A 25,138-nucleotide genomic window follows, 5' to 3' on the forward strand; every position below is an offset into this window, starting at 1 on the left:
TACTATAAAATTGTAACAATGAAAAAAGTTCTCATTTTAATTGTTGCCTGCCTTCCGTTTTTTTATTCTTGTAAAGATTCCCGGCAGACGGAGACAAAAGCTACTTACAAAACGCTTACTATAGTTCAAGCAGATCAGACATTAAAGTCTGATTACACAGCGACTCTTCGAGGTCGTCAATATGTAGAAATAAGACCTCAAGTAAGTGGCATTATTACTGAAATCCGTATCAATGAAGGGGACATTGTGCATAAAGGGCAGGTATTGTTTGTCATAGATCAAGTTCCTTATAAAGCTGCATTAGAAACAGCCGTAGCCAATGTCAAAAGTGCTGAAGCAAAACTTCGGACAGCGAAATTGACAGCCAAAAGTAAAGCAGAACTTTATAAAGAAAGAGTTATATCAGAATTTGATTTGCAAACGGCAGAGAATGCACAAGCCGAAGCCCAAGCTGCATTGGCCCAAGCTAAAGCCCAGGAAATAAATGCACGCAACAATCTTTCGTATACGGAGGTAAAAAGTCCGGTAAACGGAGTTGCCAGTATGATACCCTATCGTGTAGGAGCATTAGTTAGCAGCAATATTAATGAACCCCTTGTTTCCGTATCAGATGATGAAGAAGTATATGCTTACTTTTCAATGAGTGAGAATCAAATATTAGATTTGGTACAACAATATGGTTCTCTACAAAAAGCTATGTTACAAATGCCAAATGTGGAATTAGAGCTAAGTAATGGTGACACTTATTCCCATAAAGGGAAAATAAATGCTATCAGTGGTACTGTAAATGAAAATACCGGTGCGATTAGTTTACGGGCTAGCTTTTTAAATCCAGAAAAATTGTTGCGTAATGGAGGAAGCGGGAAAGTCATTATACCGACAGTTAAGAAAAATTGCATCGTTATTCCTCAAGCAGCCACATATGAATTACAGAATAGGGCATTTGTTTACAAAGTTGTTGAAGGTAAAGCGCAATCAGTACCAGTACAACTTTTTAAATTGAACAATGGTACGGAATATATTGTAGAGTCTGGACTTATGCCAGGAGATGTTATTATTGCTGAAGGTGCCGGACTGGTACGTGAAGGAACTGTAATTGAAAGTCAACCGACCAAATAATGATAATAATACTATTATGAAAATAAAAACATTTATAGATCGTCCTATTTTGGCAATGGTTATCTCTGTTGTTATTCTTATAGTAGGGCTTATTGGTCTTTCTCAATTACCTGTCGAACAGTTTCCGGAAATAGCACCTCCCACTGTTAGCGTTTCGGCCAGTTATACCGGGGCTAATGCTGAGACTGTGCAGAAAAGTGTTGTCGTACCTTTAGAGGAAGCTCTTAATGGTGTTGAGAATATGATGTATATGGTGTCATCTGCAACTAATACAGGTTCTGCAAGAGTTACTATTTATTTCCGACAGGGAACAGATCCTGATATGGCAACAGTGAACGTACAAAATCGTATTGCTTCAGCACAAGGACTTTTACCTGCAGAAGTTACTCGTAGTGGTATTACCGTCAGAAAACGGCAGACAAGTAACATTAAGGCATTGGCTCTTTATAGTCCTGATAATACTTTTGATGAAAGTTTCTTGAATAATTATCTGAAGATTAATATAGAACCGCGACTTTCGCGTATTGCTGGTGTCGGAGAAGTAAACGTAATGGGTTCTGATTATTCATTACGTATTTGGCTTGACCCGGGAAAAATGGCCAAATATGGCTTGATACCGTCAGATATTACAACAGTTCTCGACGAACAGAATTTGGAGTCCCCTACCGGGACATTAGGTGCAGAGTCTAAAAATACATTTCAATATGTATTAAAATATCGCGGACGTTATGAAGAGGAAAAAGATTATGAAAATATAGTAATCCGTTCTCTTTCTGGCGGTGAGGTTTTGAGATTGAAAGATGTTGCACGTATTGAATTAGGTTCTAGGACATATACTTATATTGGAGAGGTAAATGGGCATCCGGGGTCTAACTGTATGATTGCTCAGACTTCAGGATCAAATGCCAATGAAATTATAGAAGAAATAGACAAAGTTGTAGCAGAAATTTCAAAAACTTTGCCGAAAGGAATGGAGTTGGTCGATTTGATGAGTACAAAAGACTTTTTGGACGCTTCTATCCACAATGTCATAAAAACCTTAATTGAGGCCATTATATTAGTAATTTTAGTCGTATATGTATTTTTGCAGAGTATGCGTTCTACGTTTATTCCTGCAATTTCTATTGTTGTATCGTTGATCGGAACTTTTGCATTTCTTTATGTCGCAGGCTTCAGTCTGAATATGTTGACATTATTTGCCTTAGTTTTAGTAATTGGTACAGTCGTCGACGATGCTATTGTGGTAGTAGAAGCTGTTCAGGCAAAATTTGATGAAGGTTATAAATCATCTTATTTGGCAACTATTGATGCAATGGGCGGAATTACATCGGCATTGATTACTACGACGTTTGTCTTTATGGCTGTATTCATTCCAGTATGTTTTATGGGGGGAACTACAGGTACATTTTATACCCAATTTGGATTAACTATGGCTGTTGCTGTTGCTATTTCCATGATTAATGCTCTGACGTTGAGTCCTGCTCTTTGCGCTTTGATTATGACACCTCACTCTGTAGCAGTGAATGGTGGTAAAATGAGTTTCTCATCACGATTTCATATGGCATTTGACACTGCTTTCCACCGTTTAGTGTTGAAATATAAGACAGGTGTTTTCTTTTTCTTAAAGCACAAATGGGTAGCTGCAGCCTTATTAGTCATTGCTTGTGCCGGTTTGCTCATATTTATGAAAACAACAAAGACTGGATTGGTTCCACAAGAAGATATGGGTACTATTTTTGTGGACGTACGTACTTCTCCAGGAAGTAATTTAGAAGAAACTAAAATAGTTATGGATGAGATAGACAGGCGCATTAAAGACATACCTCAGGTCAGAATGTATTCCAAAGTAACAGGTAACGGGATGATTAGTGGCCAAGGTGCCTCAAATGGAATGTTTATTATCCGATTGCGCCAATGGGATGAACGTACAAAAAAAGGTGATGATATAAATTCTGTTATAAATGAAATATATCGACGTACCGATGATATATCATCAGCCCAAATTATGGCTTTTGCCCAGCCGATGATTCCAGGATATGGAGTGAGCAGTGGGTTTGAAATATATGTACAGGACCAGAAAGGTGGAAGTATTGATGATTTACTGAAATATACCAGACAAATGATTGATGCTCTGAATAAACGACCTGAAATATCCCGAGCCACAACGTCATTCGATACGAAATATCCTCAATATTTAGTAGAAGTAGATGCTGCGCTTTGCAAACGTAATGGAGTATCTCCTGCAGATGTATTGAGTACTTTATCTGGATATGTCGGAGGAAATTATGCCTCAAATATGAATCGATTCTCAAAATTATATCGTGTGATGGTACAAGCTTCACCTGAATTTCGATTAGATACCGAAGCATTGAACAACATATTTGTTCGTAATACAGACGGAGAAATGTCTCCCATTAGCCAATATTTGACATTGACACGCGTATATGGTGCAGAGACTTTATCCCGTTTTAATCTTTTTTCCGCTATTACCGTCAACGGTACTCCTGCAGCAGGCTATAGTTCTGGACAAGCTATCCAAGCTGTACGAGAAGTAGCAGAACAGACATTACCAGCCGGATATGGATTTGAATTCGGAGGTATGTCTCGAGAAGAAGCTTCTACTGGCAATACGGCAGCATTGGTATTTATTATCTGTATAATATTCATTTATCTCATTTTATGTGCTCTTTATGAGAGTTTATTTATCCCGATAGCCGTTATTCTTTCTGTTCCATTTGGATTGGCAGGGAGTTTCCTTTTTGCGAAAATGTTCGATTTAGAAAATAATATTTACATGCAAACAGGATTGATTATGTTGATCGGTCTATTGGCTAAAACTGCTATTTTATTAACAGAGTATGCATCTGAGCGTCGCCATCAAGGAATGACAATCACCCAAGCGGCAGTATCTGCAGCAGAAGTCAGATTACGTCCTATATTGATGACATCACTTACTATGATTTTTGGTATGTTACCTATGATGTTTGCTACCGGTGTAGGAGCTAATGGAAATATTTCTATTGGGGTAGCCACTGTAGGTGGAATGTTGATAGGAACTATAGCCCTTTTGTTTATTGTTCCGGTCTTATTCATTGTTTTTCAATATTTACAGGAACGGTTAATGCCTGTACGTAGGCATCCAGTGGTAGAGAAAGGAGAATAATTAATTCTATATGTAATGAAAATTATATGAAAAAAATAATTATATGTTTATTTTTGTCGATAGGCTTAGGGAGCTGTCATATCTATAAAGCTTATGAACATCCTGATATGACGGTAGTCGATAGTCTTTATCGTCGTCCTGTAGTAACTGAAGATACTGTATCGTTAGCAACCCTTTCATGGCGGGAACTGTTTACAGATATTCGATTGCAGGAGCTTATTGAAATGGGAATTCGTAACAATACGGATTTGAATATAGCACGTCTGAGAGTAAAAGAAGCAGAAGCATTGTTGCTTTCATCTAAATTGGCCTATTTGCCTTCTTTATCTTTATCTCCCCAAGGGTCTCTGTCTAAAACAGAAAACAGCAAAGTAACTAAAACGTATAATTTAGCTGTAACAGCCGATTGGGAATTGGACATTTTTGGTAAAATGACGAATGCTAAACGAGGAGCCAAAACTGTACTGGAACAGAGCAAGGCTTATCGCCAAGCTGTACAAACTCAGTTAATTGCAACTATTGCTAATAGTTATTATACATTATTGATGTTGGATGAACAATTGGGTATCAGTAGACGAACAGCTGAAAATTGGGCTGAAAATTTAAGGGTTATGAAAGCTTTAAAAAAAGCCGGACAATCCACAGAGATGGCAGTAGCACAGACAGAAGCAAGTAAATTATCTGTAGATGCATCTTTATTATCCCTTCAACAACAAATATCTGAGATGGAAAATTCACTTTCTTCTTTGTTAGGTATTGCTCCTCAAGCAATAGTTCGTTCTACATTAAATAAACAATCCTTTCCCGAAACTTTTTCAGTTGGAGTTCCTTTACAGTTGCTTCAATACCGTCCAGATATTCAACAAAAAGAAGCAGAATTAGCAGAAGCATATTATATAACAAACCAGGCTCGGTCTGCATTTTATCCTTCAATAACATTGAGTGGATCTGCAGGATGGACTAATACAGCCGGTTCTGCTATAACAAATCCGGGACAATGGTTACTTTCAGCCGTTGGTTCTTTAGTTCAGCCTCTTTTTAACCGAGGAAATAATATTGCAAATCTGAAAGTTGCAAAAGCACAACAAGAAGAAGCTTTACTTTCTTTTCGTCAAAGTCTGTTAGATGCAGGAAAAGAAGTAAACGATGCTTTGGTACAGTGGCAAACGGCGCGTCAGCGATTGAAACTAGCAGAGCAACAAATAGAATCATTACAAAATGTCGTTCGTAACTCTGAACTGTTGATGCTTCATAGTTCACAGAATTATTTGGAAGTATTGACTGCCCGTCAGTCTTTATTACAAGCAGAATTAACTGTCGCATCAGACCGTTTTGATGAAATACAAGGCGTAATTAATCTGTATCATGCTTTAGGAGGAGGAAACGATATAAAGAATAATTAAAAATAGTTTTGAAAGTATGGTATAAAAAGAATAGAGAAGAAGTCATTTTCCCTATTCTTTTTATACCATACTTTCATTTTGAAAAATATTTTTCAAAATTGAAGGTTTATAATAGAGATTAGTTCTTCATTTATTATTATAAATCAGTTATTTATATAATATATAGTTTATTGGTATGTATCTTGTTTTTACCTCAATATGAAACTATATATTGTATCAAATAGATTACCCGTTAAGATAAGCGGGCAAAAGGGAGAATTTACTCTCTCCCGGAGTGAAGGAGGTTTAACGACCGGTTTAGATTCTTTGCAAACTCCTTATGAAAAGCACTGGATTGGATGGCCAGGAATGTGCATACAAGAGAATGAAGACAAAAATAAAGTAACCGCCAAATTAGAAAGCATGAACCTTCATCCAGTATTTTTGTCGGAATCTCAAATAGAGAATTACTATGAAGGTTATAGTAATAGTACAATATGGCCATTATGCCATTATTTTTTTGTATATACTTTATATAAAAGTTGTTTCTGGCAATCTTATCAGGAAGTAAATCTTCTTTTTTGTAAGAAAATATCAGAATTGATACAACCGGGAGATAAAGTTTGGATTCAAGATTATCAACTGATGCTACTCCCCGGTATGTTGAGAAAGAGATACTCTAATTTAAGTATTGGTTATTTTCATCATATACCTTTCCCTTCATATGAACTTTTTCGTATTTTACCAGAACGAGCAGAAATATTAAAGGGGTTATTAGGTGCAGATTTTATAGCTTTCCACACACATGATTACATGAGGCACTTTATCAGTACAGTAGAAAGAGTGTTACATATAAATTTTAAGTTGAACGAAGTACAATTAGGCGATCGCGTTATTAGAGTTGAAGCTTTGCCAATGGGGATCAATTATAATCTTTACCACGATGCACCTTCGAAGCCAGAAGTCCGGCAAGCTATCGACCGGACAAGAAAACTTTTTGGGAATCACAAAGTTATCTTGTCAGTAGATCGTTTAGATTACAGTAAAGGAATATTGCATCGTTTACGTGGATTTGCTTCGTTTCTTGAACATTATCCACAATATCATGAAAGAGTAACTTTGGCTATGGTTATAGTTCCTTCACGCGATCATGTTGGTAGTTATACGGAATTGAAAACAAAGATTGATGAGGAAATAGGTTCAATCAATGGGCACTACTCTACTATCGACTGGACTCCAGTTTGTTATTTTTATCATGGATTCTCGTTTGAAGAACTATCAGCTATGTATTATATGGCTGATATAGCATTAGTTACACCTCTTCGAGATGGAATGAATTTAGTAGCAAAAGAATATGTTGCTTCTAAATGTGGAAATCCGGGCGTATTGATTTTAAGTGAAATGGCAGGTGCAGCTGTAGAGATGACAGATGCATTACTTATTAATCCGAATGATACAGAACAAATTGTACAGGCAATCTCTAAAGCTCTGGAAATGCCTATTTCTGAACAGCAAGAAAGACTACAACGTATGCAAGCTATCATTTCGGCACAAACGGTAAACAAGTGGGCCACAGATTTTATGAGAGGATGGGATGAATCTTTCTACAAAAATGAGAAACTTCGGAAAAAACGGGTATCATCTAAAGCTATTGAAACAATCAAATTGAAATACGACAAAGCAAGGCAACGTCTTATATTGCTCGATTACGATGGGACATTATCTGCAATCAGATTACACCCGGAAGATGCAAAACCTACACCAGAACTTATTGCGGTTTTGCAGAAACTATCAGAAGACCCTGCTAATCAGGTAGTAGTCAACAGTGGCCGCGATCATATTATTTTAGAAAAATGGTTAGGAAATTTACCGATATCACTTGCTGCGGAACATGGAGCTTTCTATAAAGAGAATGGTGTATGGCATAATAATATGAACAAAATAGTTTGGAGTTCGGGATTACTTTCAATTTTGAAATTTTTCGTAGATAAGACTCCCAACTCCCATTTAGAAGTCAAAGAAACCGCTCTGGCATGGCATTATAGAGAATGTGATGCATGGTTAGGTTCTTTAAGAGCACAACAACTTACAAATGAGCTTGTTTCTATTTGCATACAACAAAAGTTGCAAATTTTGCAGGGAGATAAGGTCGTAGAAATAAAATCACCAGATTATAATAAAGGTTCTGAAGTTGCCCGTCAACTGGGAAAGAAACATTATGATTTTATTTTAGCAATGGGTGATGATACAACAGATGATGACATGTTTAAAGCATTACCCAAAAATTCTGTTACTATAAAAATTGGCTATGTTTCGGAAGCTGCTAATTACAATATGTCTACTCAGTCAGAAGTTTTACCTTTCCTCGAAACATTGGTAAATAAAAAAGAAAGACATTTGACAGATAATAGCGTAAAAGATAGACTAAAAGGTGTATTAGGTTTTGTTAGAGATTTATTAAAAAATAATTGATTTATAAATTAATAGTAAAAATGAATAGTTTGGATTATGGAGTTGTAGGGAACTGTCGTACAGCGGCATTGATTTCTAAAACAGGAAATATTGAATGGTTATGTTTTCCAGATTTCGACTCTCCTTCGGTTTTTGCAGCATTGCTTGATCGAAAAAAAGGCGGGTGTTTTGGATTTGAAGTTTCGGACAAATACCATATTACACAATCATACGTTCCTCATACGAATATCCTTTCTACTTTATTTAAGTCCGAAGAGGGAGAATTTGAAGTTCTCGATTTCATGCCTTGTTACCACTCTCGTGATAACGGATACTATCTCCCTGCAGAATTATATCGTTATGTCCATTGGATCAAAGGAAAACCTCATTTCAGAGTAAATTACTCTCCTGCTCCTAATTATGCACAAGGAAAAGCAATATATAATACTACTACTGAGTTTATAGAAAGTTACAGTTCTTCGTGTAGTAAAGACAGGCAGTATCTTTATTCCTCTCTTCCTCTTCAAGATATCGGACAAAAAAAGGAAATTGTTTTGGAAAAAGATGAATTCTTTCTTTTATCCTATAATGAGAAAGTAATACCAGTAGATATTGAACGAGAAAAAATAGAATATTGTCGAACGCTAGTCTATTGGCTTAATTGGACTAATCGCACTAAAAAGTATTCCCTATACAATGATGTAATCGAACGAAGTTTGCTGGTTCTTAAATTGATGTCTTATTATAATGGAGCTGTATTGGCAGCTCTAACCACTAGCTTGCCCGAGTCAATAGGAGATGTACGTAATTGGGATTATCGTTTTTGTTGGCTAAGAGATGCATCTATGTCCATTGAAACACTATTTAAAATAGGACATCCTGAAGCAGCCAAGCGTTTTATGAAGTTTATACAATCAACATTTGTATCTACTCATGAATCGTATCAAATAATGTATGGAATAAGGGGTGAAAGACAATTGACAGAAATTATTTTAGACCATCTATCAGGATATAAAAATTCTAAACCCGTAAGAGTAGGAAATGATGCATATCACCAAAAACAGAATGATTCATTCGGATATTTGATGGATTTAATTTATCAATATTATAGATTGATGCCCGGAACACTTGATGAGATAGAAGATATGTGGGAAATGGTGAAAAGTATTATTTTTACCGTATTAAGAGATTGGAAAAAACCCGATAAAGGTATTTGGGAAATTAGAGGTGAAAGCCATCATTTTGTATCTTCGAAGGTGATGTGCTGGGTTGCATTGGATCGCGGAGCAAAAATAGCAATGATGCTAAATAAGCATGAGTATTGTAAGCAATGGCAAAAGGAAGCTGAAGAGATACGTGAAAATGTCCTGATACATGGATGGAAAGACGAAATTCAAAGCTTTTCTCAAACATATGATAACTTTGCTTTAGACTCGTCATTATTGCTTATGGAGCCTTATGGTTTTATAGAGGCAAATGATATACGTTATCATAAAACTGTAAATGCTGTAAAAAATGCTCTTTTACACAAAGGTCTAATGTATCGTTATAATAGCAAAGATGATTTCGGATTGCCCTCATCAGCTTTCACTATATGTACTTTTTGGCTGGTACGGGCTTTATTTGTTATTGGGAAAAAAGATGAAGCACGAACCTTATTTGATGAAGTATTGAAATATTCTAATCATTTAGGTTTATTTAGTGAGGATATTAATTTTGATACTAAAGAACAATTAGGAAATTTTCCACAAGCATATTCTCATTTGGCATTGGTCAATACTGCCATATTATTTGCCGAGGAAGATAAACGGTTGGCATTTATACGCCCGTAGAGATAAATTTATTCTTCTATGATGTGGATTCTTTAATAGGAAGAGTCCACATTTTCTATTATTTTTGATAAAGTGATAAAAATCTATATACATAAATCTGTCTGACATATATACACGTATCAGTAACTTTATTTTTTGTAATGACTAAAGAGTATAAATGTTACTAATCAAAAATAAAGTTATTATAAGCATGATAATATAAGGAAAGGCTATAAAAACTAATTCTTTTGGCAAAGACGGTAATTCAATATTTGAGAGGAATATAAACATCTTTTTCTCCCAATGAAAAAAAATTAAATGATTCAACAGAAGGCTTCTGCAATGACAATGTAATTGTATCTCCATTTGAGGGTATTGAAAGAATATTCCACAGAAACAAAAAGACAATAAAAATTTATTCAAGTTGAAATTTATTTACTAAGTAACAACATAACATGTAACCAATGCGTTTCTTATTATATTTGGAGAAAAAGTCCAATTGTATAGGGACAAATGTATTCAGGCATTAGAAAGCATAAAAAATTCCCTCTGACAAAAGACTTCTATATAGTATAACCATAATGCTATCAATAAATCTTTCCTAATACTAAGTTGGGAATACCCCTACAAGAAAACTTAATTTTATGCTTAATGAAAAAGGCTAAATTTCTAAGACTAAATAAAAAGTTTCTCCCCTCCTATCTCTCAAAAGAAAAACCTCCGAAACACCTTATTATAAATAGTTTCAGAGGTTTTTTTGAGGTTCCTGGCGGACTCGAACCGCCGTAAACGGTTTTGCAGACCGGTACCTAACCACTCGGCCAAGGAACCTTATTTCCCGTTTGCGAATGCAAAGATAGTATATATTTTTTATCTTACAAGGCCTTTGTAAAGTTTTTATTAAAATTATTTTTTTGTTTCTTTCCTTTCAAATTGAGAACAAGATGTATCTGATTGATTTTGAATCTTTGGACTTTCACAACCACAGCAACATCCACAAGACGATTTTCTTTTATTCGGGTGGAACATAGCAATTATTTTTTTTATAACATATAAAAATACCACTATACCAATAATGCCGACTATAATATTTTGTACCATAATTTTCTGTTTTTTTAAATAAATAATTTCCCAATATTATATACCAAGAAAGAGACTATCCAGGCAATAGATGTATTATATACAATGGAAAATACTCCCCATCTCCAACTTCCAGCTTCTTTTACAATAGCTACAATGGACGCTATACATGGTAGATATAAAAGAACAAATACCATAAAACTTATAGCGATTAATGGTGTAAAATCAGGCTGTCCTGTCTCTGGATTAATAGCTTTGAGTTTCTCAGATAATGGTCCCATATTTTCTTCTGCGTCATTTTCTGAATAAAGAACTCCAATAGTACTAACAACTAATTCTTTCGCTGCAGTTCCAGAAATGAGAGCAATACTAACTTTCCAGTTGAAACCAAGAGGTTCTACAACAGGTTCTATAAATTGACCTATTTGTCCGATGTACGAGTTTTTCTGTTGCAGCATGCTTTCTTCAGTCGTATTAGTTATTGTTTCTGGTGCGACATTCGTACGAGGGTAATAACTGAGAAACCATATAATAATGGATGCAACCAATATGATACCTCCCATTTTTCGTAAATACTGCTCTGCTTTTCCCCACATATGTCGGAAAGTGGCTTTAACAGTTGGAAGCCGATATGGCGGTAACTCCATAACAAAGGGAGTTTCATCTTTTTTGAAAAGAAAACGTCTTAAAATTTTTGCTGTAACAATTGCCAAAAGAATACCTGTAAAATACAATCCTAAGAAAACAATACTTGCATGATTAGGGAAAAATGTCCCAACTAATAATAAATATATAGGAAGCCGCGCACTACAGGACATAAAAGGATTGATAAGCATTGTAATCAAACGGCTGCTTCGACTTTCAATAGTTCGGGTTGCTATTATTGCAGGAACATTGCATCCAAAACCCATAATAAGTGGAATGAAAGATTTTCCATGAAGACCTATTTTATGCATTATTTTGTCCATAATAAATGCTGCACGAGCCATATATCCGGAGTCTTCCATAAAAGATATAAAAAAGTAAAGTATCAGGATATTAGGTAAGAAAACAATAACTCCTCCTACTCCACCGATTACTCCATCAATAATTAAATTTTTTAAAGGTCCTGGAGACATAATGGAATTTACCCATTCGGATAGTAATCCTACGCCCGACTCTATCCAACTCATAGGATATGCCCCTACAGTAAATGTCGCTTCAAACATGAGCCACATGATAAATATAAATATCGGAAAACCAAAAAGTTTACTGGTAACTAAAGAGTCTATTAGATGGGTTGTACGGGCTGTTTCTTTATTTCCTAAAGTCAGCGTTTCCTTTAATGCTCCAGAAATAAATCCATACTTCTCATTTGCTATAGCAGATTCTACATCTTCTCCTAACGTTTTTTCTATTTTTATTCTTTCTTTATCCCGAATAGCTATCCATTTATCATAATTTTGTTCCTTATGCAAAAGTATCTCTATTTCTTTGTCCCCTTCTAATAATTTTATAGCCAAATATCGAGGGGAAAAATGCTTCAATATTCTAGGATCCGTCTTTAGTTCATTTTTAAGTACTGTAATGCCTTCTTCAATTATGGGACCATGATTTATATGTATGTGCCTTACCGTGGGTTCTTGATTTTCGTAAACATTAATGATTGTATCAAAAAGTTTGTCTATTCCTTTTCCGTTTTTTGAAACAGTAGGTACCATCGGAACTCCTATCATCTTCCCTAAGGTATTATAATCAAGCGTATTACCACTATCTTCCAGTTCATCATACATATTCAAAGCAATAACCATACTTATATCCATATCGATGAGTTCAGTCGTCAGATAGAGATTTCTTTCCAAATTAGAAGCTACAACGACATTAACGATAACATCGGGCATTTCTTCACTCAAGTGATGACGGACATATATTTCTTCTGGGGTATAAGCTGATAATGAATAAGTCCCAGGTAAATCATATATATTAAAATGGTATCCTTTATAATTGAAATAACCTTTTTTTGCATCAACTGTTACTCCACTATAATTTCCTACATGCTCGTGCGCACCTGAAGCGATATTGAATAATGAAGTTTTTCCACAGTTAGGATTTCCTACTAATGCTATATTTATAGTTTTAGCTGACCGGTCTACAATTTGCTTTACAGTTTCATCATTGATTATAGAAGTTGATGTTGTTTCTGTATTTTCTGTATTTATTAAATTATCAATACTTATAACTTCTACCATAAAAGCTTCGCTTCTTCTTAAAGATACTTCGTATCCCATAATTTTATACTTAATGGGATCTTTTAGCGGAGCATTTAATAATACTTCAACTTTTTGACCTCGAACAAACCCCATTTCTATGATTCGTTTTCTGAATGCTCCATGCCCAAGGACTTTTACTATAACGGCTTTTTCTCCTGTTTGTAAATCAGATAAACGCATATTATTTCTTGCTTTTTGAAATATTTGTTTTTTGTGATGCAAAGATGCTTATTTATTCTGATTCTACATAATAATTAGAGGTTTTTATTTATATTCAATTTAAATAATGCAGTTTTTATTTTTTATAATTTTCGCTGTTCCCCATTTGTTATATAGTTGTTGTAAACAAAAAAGAGCTATTGTTTTCAACAGCTCTTTTTCGTGATATTTATTATTTCTAAATTAGTCTATAGCCATTATCCATGCATCTGTAAACTTCGTATCGGATTTTAATTGTATTAAATATTTTTGAGCTTCATCTTTATTAGAAAATGATTCAATATACAATCTTGATTTCCCACTTCCTTCCAAAATTTTTATATCATTTTCTATACCTGCATTTTTTAAATATTGAAGTTGTTTTTCTGCAGCTTTTTTAGATACTAATGTAGCAATAACTACTATATATTGTTTCTTTTTAACCGATACGTTAGTAATCTCATCCGATGGTGTATTTTCCACTGAAGCCTGACTGCTACCGTCCGCAAATATATCATCATTTTGAATGGTTGAATTTTCATTTAAAGTGAATTCAGGCAATTTGTCTGCGTTACTTTCTACATAATCAAATAATTCTGATGAAACAATCCCTGCATAATTTGTATCACTTTCTATGTTTGTTATAGGAGTTGAGATCATCATCAACACAATGATAATAGCTGCAGCTGCCACGATACGACGCACTATCCGACGATTTACAGGGATGTAAATGATATCAGAACTTTGCTTCTTGTTTTTATTTGTTTTCGGAAGTTCTTCTTGGTGTATATATTCTTTTAACGGCAAGATATTAAGAGCTGTAAGACCAAATATTTCTGGATAAAGGGATTTGTCTCTCTTATTATCAATAAAAGATATTGTTCCATTTTCATCCATTGAAATATGCCCTAACTCACCTAAAGAATACATCGTTTTAGGTGATGTTTTAAGCTGCTTTTTTAATTGAAATATTTCTTCCTTTATAAAAGACAAAGCCTGCTCATAATTAATATTTTCTTTAAGCATAATGGTATTTATGAGCAAACCATCGTTATGGTTGAGATTTGTATTAAATATTATATTTTTTGATGGAGGTAAAATTTCTTTATGGTCTGTAGAAAACGACGCACCTCGGTATTGATTTACAAAACCTCCAAAATCCGGAACAATAACACAATCATGTTCCGCCAATAAATATTCAATATAATTACTTAACTCAAGCATATTACAAATGTATGCTTTTTTAGGTTTATACGAAATAGTATAATAGTGTAAAAAGGAAGTTTTAATCCTTTTTTAACAAATTAGGTACGTTATTCGTGTTCTTTTAAAATTGTTTCTGCACTTTCTTTGTCAAAACCAAGAGATATAGCTTTTTCTAAGTCTTTTGCTGCATCCTCTTTTTCATATCTGGCAAGTTTTACTTTTGCTCTTAATACATATATTAGAGGATCTCCAGGATCAAGCTCTAAAGCTTTGGCAATATCTTTATCTGCATCATTTAATTTCCGACTATAATAATATGCTTCTCCCCGGCTGATATATAGTTGAGCCTGATTAGGATTAAATTTTATTACTTGTCCATAGAGGTCTATAGCTTCCTTGTAATAGTGTCGGCACTTCATTAATGCAGCTAAACCGAGCCGTGCATTCGAACTAGTTGGATTTAATTTAACTAATTGTTCAAAGTCTTTTCTACATGCTGAAGTATCACCTTTTTCTAATCTGATAAGACCTCGTAAGTATAAAGATTCTTCTTCATTTTCATCTAACAAAAGGATTTGATTATAATCTTGCAACGCTTCTTCAATTCTGTTCATTTCAGAAAGCAATGCAGCTCTGTTTTTTAATAATGTTACAGAGCGAGGGGTAATCATAAGCCCATTATTGTACGATTTTAACGCCTCTTCTTTTTTCCCGAGGTTTCGCTGTATAGTTCCGAGGTTTGATAATAACAAAGCATTTTGAGCATTTCCCGGGTCGCTCTTTAGAGCTTTTAATATCGCTTCTTCTGCTCCTGTCCAGTCTTCGTTTTTTATACATTCAAAAGATTTATCTACCCATTCATTGCGACTTTGGGAAAATATATTTAACGAAAAAAATACCAGAATGATTGAAAACAAATGTCGGTTCATAGTGTTTAAATTATATTATATAATCGCTTACAAAGGTATTTATAATTGTAGTAATCATTTAGAGAAGATAAAAGTTTTTAGGAGATTCATATTTGTTATGATATAAATTTAAGTAAGTTTGTACGTTTAAGGTTCTAATTTATTATTTTTTATATGAACAGTAAATTCCAAATAATAGATATATTGTATCTCTTTTTTTCTGTATTCCTTTTTACCGGTTGCCAGAAAGAAAATTTTGTTGTGGAGGCCCCTGTAGACCGTACAGTCCTTGTATATATGCTTGCAAATAATAATTTATCGGAATATGCAAATCAGAATATTGAACTAATGCTCTCAGCTGCCTCTAAAGGAGCTCTAAATGGAGGAAATCTAATAGTTTATCTTGATGATAAGAAAGGAAATTCCCAGCTAATCAGAATAACTCAATCCAAAGAATATAAGGTTATAAAGAAGTATGGAGAGCGCAATTCTGCCAATAGTATGGTTCTAAAGGAAGTTATTGAAGATATGATGTCAATGTACCCGGCCAAAGATTATGGTTTGATATTTTGGGGACATGGTAGTGGTTGGATGGAAGGTACTACGTCTCAGACAATGTACAATTTACAAAAGCGGAATTTATCAGGGTTACCATTGACTCGTGCATATGGAGTAGATGGTAATTACTGGATGAATATCGATGATTTAGTAGAAGGAATACCGGATAATACGTTTCATTTTATCTTATTTGATGTTTGCTATATGGCAGGCATTGAGACGGCTTACGCACTTCGAAATAAAACTGAATTTTTGATAGCTTCTGCTACAGAGGTAATGGGAAATGGATACCCATATGACTTAATAATCCCCCATATATATCGCAATTCTTTAGTTTTAGAAAACATATGTGAAAGTTTTTATCATTATTATACCCAGCAAACTTATCCTTATGCTTCAGTCAGTCTAATACATAGTGAAAGTTTAGATTCATTGGCTCGAGTTGTAAAAAAAATAAGAAATATATATAAAGAAAAATACTTATTACCAGATCGTACATCTATACAACAATTTGGAAGAAATGAATTCAATAATAAATTTTTCGACATGAACGATTTCATCTCAAATGTTGTTCCTACTGACAGTGAAGAATATAAGGAGTTCTCTAATCAATTACAATTAGCAATTCCTTATGTTAACTATACAAATAGTTTTTTTGAAATCGCCCTCGAAAAATATTGCGGGCTCAGTATATATATTCCTCTTCCAAATGAAAAAAATGACTTTTATGACAATTTAGAGTGGAGTAAAGCTATAAACAATTAACTCTATTATTTAAACTCACAAAATATCTATCTATGTTCTTATTACAAATACCTTCAATTCCTATTCCAACGGCAGATACAACAAAAGTCTCGTCGTTTTTTGAGAAGTTATCCCATGCTTCTAATATGGGCGTTCAGCAATTCATGGAACAAATGATTAGCGGTTTGATTCATGGGATCATAAAGATATTGATTGCAGCTATCATCTTTTGGATAGGCCGTTGGTTGATAAAAAAAATAAAATATATTGTTACCAATATTTTAGAACGAAGGCATGTAGAGCCTTCGTTAAAAACATTTTTACTTAGTCTTATCAATATAACATTAATGTTGATATTATTAGTAATAATTGTCAGCATTTTGGGTGTGAATACTTCGTCTTTTGTAGCACTATTTGCTTCTGCCGGTATTGCTGTAGGGATGGCATTAAGCGGAACTTTACAAAATTTTGCGGGAGGAGTGATGGTGCTGCTGTTTAAACCATACAAGGTCGGCGATTATATTGAGGCTCAAGGACAGAGTGGTACCGTAAAGGAAATACAAATTTTTAATACGGTATTGAATACGCCAGACAATAAAACAATTATTGTTCCTAATGGAGGATTGTCTACCGGAATTATTAACAATTATTCGAAAGAAACCCGCCGACGTGTTGATTGGGTCTTCGGCATTGCCTATGGTAATAATTATGACCATGCTAAAGATGTATTAAAAAGACTATTAGACAGCGATGAAAGAATTTTAAAAATTCCTGAGTATTTGATTGTCTTATCCAGTTTAGGAGATAGTTCCGTAAATATTACGGTTCGGGCTTGGGTACCATCATCAGAATATTGGAATGTATTTTTCAGTATGAATGAGCGTGTATATAAAGAATTTGAAAAAGAAGGAATAAATATACCTTTTCCTCAGATGGATGTACATCTTTTTTCGACAAACGAAGAATAATTGTTTGTATATTCTATTTAACCGGCAAAAGAAAAGTAAGATCTTTTGTCGGCTTTTTTATTTTTTATATAAAAATGAAGTCTGTTTATTGAACAGATTTTATACCTTTACACCTGCTCAAAAAGAATTTGGAAAGATATCATATAATTATATCGAGCCTTTCCGCTATATACATGACACAAAATAAATCGGTTAAAGAGTAGATAAAATCGGATTGTGTCGCGTCTCTTCCGCTTTATGCAGAAGATGTGAGATCAGATAAAAATAAAAAAACATATAAATGATAAGTAAATGGAATTACTTACCCCTTACATTAGAACAAGAAGAAATAAAGATGAGATTAGCCCGGGAGTTGTCGATAAGCCCCTCGCTATGCGAACTCTTGGTTCAGCGGGGGGTAACTTCTACAATAGAAGCTAAAAAATTTTTTCGACCTCAGTTGTCTGACCTGTATGATCCATTTTTGATGAATGATATGGATAAAGCGGTGGAACGATTGAATAAGGCAATGGGACGGAAAGAAAAAATTATGATTTATGGTGATTATGATGTGGATGGGACGACTGCAGTCGCATTAGTTTACAAATTCCTTCGAAACTTTTATTCGAGTATGGAATATTATATCCCCGATAGGTACGATGAGGGATATGGTATCTCGATAAAAAGTATAGATTATGCATATACGAATGGGATATCTTTAGTTATAGTATTGGATTGTGGTATTAAAGCTGTTGAAAAAATTGCATATGCAAAGGCTAAAGGGATAGACTTTATTATATGTGACCATCATATGCCAGATGATGAATTACCTGATGCTGTTGCCGTACTCGATCCTAAACGTCTTGATTCTACTTATCCATACCAACATTTGTCTGGTTGTGGTGTCGGGTTTAAGTTCATGCAGGGTTTTGCCATGAGCAATGGTATGAACATAAAAAAAATGCTGTTTCCCCTACTCGACCTTATGGCTGTCAGCATCGCTTCTGATATTGTGCCCATAACTGATGAAAATCGTATTTTAGCTTTTCACGGATTGAAACAGCTCAATTCAAATCCAAGTGTAGGTTTACAAGGTATTATCAATGTTTGTGGCCTAAAAGATCGGGAGATAACTATCAGTGATATTGTATTTAAAATAGGCCCCCGAATTAATGCTTCTGGTAGAATGCAGTCAGGACAGGAAGCTGTAGATCTGTTGATTAGCAAAGACTATGCACGTGCTCAGGAAAAAAGTGAAAGTATAAATCAGTACAACGAAGACCGTAAAGAATTAGATAAAAAAATAACAGAAGAAGCCAATGCCAGTTTAGAAAAATGTCCAGATTTTGATATTCGGAAATCTATCGTTATATATAATGCCGAATGGCATAAAGGAATTATAGGTATTGTTGCATCTCGTTTGACCGAACTCTATTATCGTCCGGCTGTAGTGCTAACCTATTCAAATGGATTGGTTACAGGTTCAGCACGTTCTGTACAGGGATTTGACATTTATAAGGCAATAGAATCGTGTCGTGATTTATTAGAAAATTTTGGAGGCCACACTTATGCAGCAGGTCTATCCTTAAAAGAGGAAAATATCCCTGCTTTCATTGAACGTTTCGAAAAGCACGTAGCCGAAAATATTCTTCCAACACAAATGTCTCCACAACTTGATATTGACACTATTCTCGATTTTAAAGAAATAACTCCATCATTTTTCAAAGTGTTGAAACAATTTAACCCTTTCGGTCCGGGAAATACGAAACCTGTTTTCTGCACTCGTAATGTATACGATTATGGCACAAGTCGATTAGTAGGTCGGGATTTAGAACATTTGAAGTTGGAGATGGTAGATAGCCGCTCGGAAAATATTATGAATGGTATAGCATTCGGCAAGCGAGAGCATCATCAATATATAAAGGAACATAAACCTTTTGATATTTGTTATACACTGGAGGAAAATAATCATAATGGAAATTCTTCAATTCAATTAATGATAAAAGATATTCGCCCTTCTTTGCAATAAAGTGTAAAAATGTATAATCAGGAATAAATGTATAAATTATGTATATTTATTCCTGATTATACATTTCAGTTGCATTATTTATAAATATTTATATTTCTATATTAAAATTGTTCGATTTTATATTCATTTTTGAACAATTTGTTTTTATCTTTGTAGAAAATATTTATAGAAATGCAATTTGATATAGATTTGATAAAAAAAGTATATTCATCTTTTTCAGAAAGAGTTGACTTTACACGTTCATTCTTAGGCCGCCCAATGACATATGCTGAAAAGATTCTTTATGCGCATCTTTATGACAAGAAAGAATTGGGTAGTCATGTACGAGGTGTAGATTATGTAAATTTTGCACCAGATAGAGTTGCCATGCAGGATGCTACAGCACAAATGGCTTTATTGCAATTTATGATTGCAGGGAAAAATAAAGTTGCTGTACCATCTTCCGTACATTGTGATCATTTAATACAAGCAGATGTTAATGCAGAAACTGACATAAAAACAGCTCTGAATACAAATAGGGAGGTTTATAGTTTTCTCCAATCTGTATCCAGTAAATATGGTATTGATTTTTGGAAACCGGGAGCTGGAATCATTCATCAGGTAGTTCTCGAAAATTATGCTTTTCCGGGAGGAATGATGGTCGGAACCGATTCACACACACCAAATGCTGGAGGTTTAGGAATGCTTGCTATTGGAGTTGGAGGTGCAGATGCTGTTGATGTTATGACTGCTATCCCTTGGGAATTGAAAATGCCTAAATTGATCGGTGTAAAACTTAGTGGTAGATTGAAAGGTTGGGTATCTCCAAAGGATGTAATTTTGAAATTAGCAGGCATTTTAACAGTAAAGGGAGGAACTAATGCCATAATAGAATATTTTGGAGAAGGAGCAGAATCTATCTCGGCAACAGGAAAGGCGACTATTTGTAACATGGGAGCTGAGGTTGGAGCAACAACTTCTATTTTCCCTTACGATAATAATATGTCAGAATACTTAATTGCGACAGGACGAAAGGATGTTGCAAATGCTGCATCTGCTATCAAGTCATATTTGAAAGCTGATGATGAAATCTTGACTGAGCCGGAAAAATATTTTGATAGGTTGATTGAAATTAATTTGTCAGAACTTGAGCCCTATATTAATGGACCTTTTACGCCTGATGCAGCTCAGCCCATTTCGGAATTTGCCCGTATTGTTAAAGAAAAAGGATACCCTCAGAAAATGGAGGTAGGTCTTATTGGGTCTTGTACCAACTCTTCATATCAAGATATGAGTAGAGCAGCCTCGGTTGCACGACAGGCCGCAGCAAAAGGGCTAACTGTCAATGCCGAATTTATTGTGAACCCGGGTTCCGAACAAGTCCGGTATACAGCAGAAAGGGACGGTATCATTTCAGATTTTAAATCTATTGGTGGTGTTATTATGACCAACGCTTGTGGCCCATGTATAGGACAATGGAAGAGACATACAGAAAATCCCGAGAGGAAAAATTCAATATTGACATCTTTTAATCGAAATTTTGCTAAAAGAGCAGATGGAAATCCCAATACACATGCCTTTATAGCATCTCCAGAAATTGTTACAGCTTTGACTATTGCCGGAGATTTATGTTTTAATCCTCTGACCGATACATTGAAAAATAAAAATGGTAAAGAAGTAAAATTGGATGAGCCTTATGGTGACAATTTACCGATAAAAGGTTTTGACGTCAAGGACTCCGGGTATATAGCACCGAAAAATGACGGAAAAGGGATAACAATAGACATATCTCCTGACTCGGAAAGATTACAAGTTTTAAATCCCTTCCCTGTACCTTTGCCTACAGATTTTGTCAATATGCCATTATTGATAAAGGTATCGGGCAAATGTACTACAGATCATATTTCTATGGCGGGACCTTGGTTAAAATATAGAGGTCATTTGGAAAATATATCCGGAAATATGTTGATGGGTGCAGTGAATGCATTCAATGGAAAAACAAACTCTGTATTAAACGTCCTGAATGGTAGTTACGACAAAGTCTCGGAAGTAGCCAAGACCTATAAAGCTCAGGGTATATTTTCAGTTGTAATAGCAGAAGAAAATTACGGTGAAGGGTCATCTCGTGAACATGCGGCTTTAGAACCTCGTTTTTTAAATGTAAAGGCGATTATAAGCAAGTCTTTTGCCAGAATACACGAAACAAATCTTAAGAAACAAGGAATGCTGGCTCTTACATTCGTTGATAAGTCGGATTATGATAAAATATGCGAGTCCGATACTATGACGATTAAAGGGCTGGATACATTTGCTCCAGGCAAAAATTTGTTTATAGAGGTCTCTCACAAAGATGGAACTAAAGAGCTATTTGAAGTTGCGCATACTTATAATGATTTACAAATAAACTGGTTTAAATCAGGAAGTGCTTTGAATTATTTGTCTCAATTAAAGAAGTAATATGGCAAAGTTAAAAATAAATAACGGAAAACTTTCTGTACCCGATTGTGTAACAATACCTTATATTGAAGGTGATGGTGTAGGTATGGAGATAACCCCTGTAGCCCAAGCTGTTATTGATGCTGCTATAAAAAAGTGTTATGATGGGTACCGAAGTATCGAATGGTTGGAAGTGCTTGCTGGAGAGAAAGCCTTTAATAAAACAGGTTCATGGTTACCTGACGAAACAATGGATACTTTTCGTGAATATCTTGTGGGAATAAAAGGGCCATTGACAACTCCTGTAGGAGGCGGCATACGATCTCTAAATGTTGCATTACGTCAAGAGTTGGATTTATTTGTTTGTTTACGTCCTGTACGTTGGTTTAAGGGTGTTGTCTCACCGATAAAAGAACCTCAGAAAGTAAATATGTATATTTTCCGTGAAAACACAGAAGACATATATGCCGGGATTGAATGGTTACAGGGAACTCCGGAAGTAAAAAAATTACTCCACTTTTTACAAACTGAAATGAATGTAAAGAAAATTCGTTTTCCAGAAACATCATCGTTGGGAGTGAAACCTGTATCAATAGAAGGAAGTGAAAGACTGGTCCGTGCAGCGATAGAGTATGCAATCGCCCACCATCTACCATCTGTAACGTTGGTTCATAAAGGCAATATCATGAAGTTTACTGAGGGTGGATTTAAGTTGTGGGGATATACTATGGCAGAAAGGGAATTTGGCGACCAAATTTTTTCAATGATGCAGTATGAACGCATAAAAAGAGAAAGTGGTGAGTCGGTAGCAGAAAAAGCTTTGTTGGATGCTAAGAAAAAGGGAAAGATTATTATTAAAGATGTGATAGCCGATGCCTTTTTACAAAATACACTGTTGATACCGGAAGAATATTCTGTGATAGCCACTCTCAATCTTAATGGTGATTATATTTCTGATCAATTGGCTGCTATGGTTGGAGGCATTGGCATTGCTCCGGGTGCAAATATCAATTATATTACAGGACATGCTATTTTTGAAGCTACACACGGAACTGCTCCTAATATAGCTGGAAAAAATAAGGTGAATCCTTCTTCTATTCTATTATCTGGTGTCATGATGCTTGAATATTTGGGATGGCAAGAAGCTGCAGACTGTATTGTAAATGCATTAGAATATACATTCGAAACCCATACTGCTACCGCCGATTTGGCTCGTTTTATGAGTAACTCTACCATACTTACGACAACAGAGTTTAAAGACCGGTTAATTGAAAATTTGTGAATGTAGACAAATTAGATGTTTAATTGTGATAATGGCAAAGAATCGATGAAAGATGAATACATGGTTTATAAGCTGTCGGAGTCTATAAAAGAGACTAGCCGGATAGATAATGAATTATTCGTGAAGCACAATGTAAAGCGTGGTTTACGTAATGAAGACCATTCAGGAGTATTAGTCGGATTGACTAAAATCGGAGATGTTGTTGGATATGAACGTCAATCTGATGGATTAAAAGCAATTCCGGGAAAATTGGTGTATCGAGGTATAAGTATTGATGATTTGGTTCAGGGGATTGAGAGTGAAAATCGATTCGGTTTTGAAGAAACTGCATTTCTATTATTATCGGGATACCTTCCAGACAAGGAAGAGCTTGAAGTCTTTACTCGAGTACTGAACCAAGCAATGCCGTTGGAGCAAAAAACGACAATGAATATTCTGGACCTAGAAGGTCATAACATTATGAATATTTTGGCTCGTAGTGTTTTAGAAATGTATACATTCGACCCTAACCCAGACGATACATCAAGAGACAATTTGATGCGTCAGTCGATAGAGCTTATAGCAAAATTCCCGACAATTATTGCTTATGCATATAACATATTGAGACATAGCCAACAAGGTCGTTCTTTACATATCCGCCATCCTAAAGAGAATCTTTCTATTGCAGAAAATTTTTTATTTATGTTAAAAGGTCAATTTACCCCGATGGAAGCAAAGATTCTTGATTTGGCTCTTATGTTACATGCAGATCATGGAGGTGGAAATAATTCAACCTTTACGGTTCGGGTAACCAGTTCGTCAGGAACAGACACTTACTCCTCCATTGCGGCAGGAATCGGATCTCTAAAAGGCCCATTACACGGTGGTGCAAATCTCAGGGTTATTGATATGTTTCATCATTTGCAAGAAGCTATTAGTGACTGGACCGATACAGATGAGATAGACGCTTATTTGACACGAATGCTGAAAAAGGAAGTGTATAATAAAACCGGTAAAATATATGGAATTGGTCATGCAGTATATACGATTTCTGATCCTCGAGCATTATTACTGAAAAAATGGGCTCGAGACTTAGCTAAAGAGAAAGGTCTAGATAAAGAATTTGCTTTTCTTGAATTAATAGAAGAAAGAGCTATCGAGACATTTATGAAATTCAAAGGAAATCAGGTAAAAAAACGAGTATGCGCAAATGTCGATTTTTATTCGGGATTTGTGTATGAGATGATAGGACTTCCCAAGGAGGTTTATACTCCCCTATTTGCTATGTCCCGTATTACTGGATGGACAGCTCATCGTATTGAAGAACTGAATTTTGACAGCAAACGTATTATTCGTCCCGCATATAAAAATGTGGCAGAAAATAAATCTTTTATTCCTCTGGAAAAACGATAATATAAAACTAAAAGGTGTGTCAAAACTAAAATGACCAATCCGAAAAGTTATAGATTGTAACTATAATACCTAAAAAAGGTCGTATCAACCTTCGTTTTGAGTAATGATACGACCTTTTTGTCTTTTAAGGCGCTTAAATTTCAAATTGAAAGTTTATATTTTCAAAAATTAAGTTTTGACACACCCTCTTGCTTTATAAATGAT

Annotated in this window: 15 protein-coding genes and 1 tRNA gene; 11 read left to right on the forward strand and 5 right to left on the reverse strand. The window is 34.9% G+C overall.

Annotated features, from left to right (window positions below):
* The first annotated feature begins 18 nt into the window (after window positions 1-18).
* The 5 genes from Cop2CBH44_RS03040 (at window position 19) to Cop2CBH44_RS03060 (ending at window position 9,947) form a co-directional block, all read left to right on the forward strand.
* Entirely contained in the window at window positions 19-1,119 is a 1,101-nt protein-coding gene (locus Cop2CBH44_RS03040) for an efflux RND transporter periplasmic adaptor subunit (protein ID WP_200755533.1), read from the forward strand.
* A gap of 16 nt (window positions 1,120-1,135) precedes the next feature.
* A complete protein-coding gene (locus Cop2CBH44_RS03045; RefSeq protein ID WP_021930204.1) occupies window positions 1,136-4,282 on the forward strand; it encodes an efflux RND transporter permease subunit in 3,147 nt (1,048 codons plus the stop codon).
* 26 nt (window positions 4,283-4,308) lie between these two features.
* Entirely contained in the window at window positions 4,309-5,685 is a 1,377-nt protein-coding gene (locus Cop2CBH44_RS03050) for a TolC family protein (protein WP_021930205.1), read from the forward strand.
* A 198-nt stretch (window positions 5,686-5,883) separates the two neighbouring features.
* Window positions 5,884-8,136 carry a bifunctional alpha,alpha-trehalose-phosphate synthase (UDP-forming)/trehalose-phosphatase gene (locus Cop2CBH44_RS03055; protein ID WP_021930206.1) on the forward strand — a complete coding sequence of 751 codons (2,253 nt, stop codon included), beginning with the start codon at window positions 5,884-5,886 and terminating at the stop codon, window positions 8,134-8,136.
* A gap of 20 nt (window positions 8,137-8,156) precedes the next feature.
* A complete protein-coding gene (locus tag Cop2CBH44_RS03060; protein WP_021930207.1) occupies window positions 8,157-9,947 on the forward strand; it encodes a glycoside hydrolase family 15 protein in 1,791 nt (596 codons plus the stop codon).
* 739 nt (window positions 9,948-10,686) lie between these two features.
* Here Cop2CBH44_RS03060 and Cop2CBH44_RS03065 read toward each other — a convergent pair.
* The 5 genes from Cop2CBH44_RS03065 to Cop2CBH44_RS03085 form a co-directional block, all read right to left on the reverse strand.
* Window positions 10,687-10,757: transfer RNA gene (locus tag Cop2CBH44_RS03065), tRNA-Cys, on the reverse strand.
* Window positions 10,758-10,832: 75 nt separating this feature from the next.
* Window positions 10,833-11,027 carry a hypothetical protein gene (locus Cop2CBH44_RS03070; protein WP_021930208.1) on the reverse strand — a complete coding sequence of 65 codons (195 nt, stop codon included), beginning with the start codon at window positions 11,025-11,027 and terminating at the stop codon, window positions 10,833-10,835.
* A gap of 14 nt (window positions 11,028-11,041) precedes the next feature.
* Window positions 11,042-13,435 (reverse strand): ferrous iron transport protein B, encoded by a 2,394-nt coding sequence (gene feoB, locus Cop2CBH44_RS03075; protein ID WP_021930209.1) that lies wholly within the window; start codon window positions 13,433-13,435, stop codon window positions 11,042-11,044.
* Window positions 13,436-13,657: 222 nt separating this feature from the next.
* Entirely contained in the window at window positions 13,658-14,677 is a 1,020-nt protein-coding gene (locus tag Cop2CBH44_RS03080) for an HU domain-containing protein (RefSeq protein WP_200755534.1), read from the reverse strand.
* An 89-nt stretch (window positions 14,678-14,766) separates the two neighbouring features.
* On the reverse strand, window positions 14,767-15,588 hold the full coding sequence (locus Cop2CBH44_RS03085) for a tetratricopeptide repeat protein (RefSeq protein ID WP_021930210.1): 822 nt from the start codon (window positions 15,586-15,588) through the stop codon (window positions 14,767-14,769).
* A gap of 153 nt (window positions 15,589-15,741) precedes the next feature.
* On the opposite strand from Cop2CBH44_RS03085, the gene Cop2CBH44_RS03090 reads away from it, so the two are divergent.
* The 6 genes from Cop2CBH44_RS03090 (at window position 15,742) to Cop2CBH44_RS03115 (ending at window position 24,934) form a co-directional block, all read left to right on the forward strand.
* On the forward strand, window positions 15,742-16,890 hold the full coding sequence (locus tag Cop2CBH44_RS03090; protein ID WP_021930211.1) for a clostripain-related cysteine peptidase: 1,149 nt from the start codon (window positions 15,742-15,744) through the stop codon (window positions 16,888-16,890).
* A 32-nt stretch (window positions 16,891-16,922) separates the two neighbouring features.
* A complete protein-coding gene (locus Cop2CBH44_RS03095; RefSeq protein ID WP_021930212.1) occupies window positions 16,923-17,837 on the forward strand; it encodes a mechanosensitive ion channel family protein in 915 nt (304 codons plus the stop codon).
* A 280-nt stretch (window positions 17,838-18,117) separates the two neighbouring features.
* Window positions 18,118-19,845 carry a single-stranded-DNA-specific exonuclease RecJ gene (gene recJ / locus Cop2CBH44_RS03100; protein WP_021930213.1) on the forward strand — a complete coding sequence of 576 codons (1,728 nt, stop codon included), beginning with the start codon at window positions 18,118-18,120 and terminating at the stop codon, window positions 19,843-19,845.
* Between the two features lie 171 nt (window positions 19,846-20,016).
* Window positions 20,017-22,281 (forward strand): aconitate hydratase, encoded by a 2,265-nt coding sequence (locus tag Cop2CBH44_RS03105; protein WP_021930214.1) that lies wholly within the window; start codon window positions 20,017-20,019, stop codon window positions 22,279-22,281.
* 1 nt (window position 22,282) lies between these two features.
* Window positions 22,283-23,542, forward strand: a complete 1,260-nt coding sequence (gene icd, locus Cop2CBH44_RS03110) for an NADP-dependent isocitrate dehydrogenase (protein ID WP_021930215.1) — start codon at window positions 22,283-22,285, stop codon at window positions 23,540-23,542.
* Between the two features lie 45 nt (window positions 23,543-23,587).
* Window positions 23,588-24,934: a citrate/2-methylcitrate synthase gene (locus tag Cop2CBH44_RS03115; RefSeq protein WP_021930216.1), complete on the forward strand. Its 1,347-nt coding sequence runs from the start codon at window positions 23,588-23,590 to the stop codon at window positions 24,932-24,934.
* The last annotated feature ends 204 nt before the right edge of the window (window positions 24,935-25,138 follow it).

Origin of the sequence: Coprobacter secundus subsp. similis (assembly GCF_015097275.1) — a bacterium.
Classification (GTDB): Bacteria; Bacteroidota; Bacteroidia; order Bacteroidales; family Coprobacteraceae; genus Coprobacter; species Coprobacter secundus.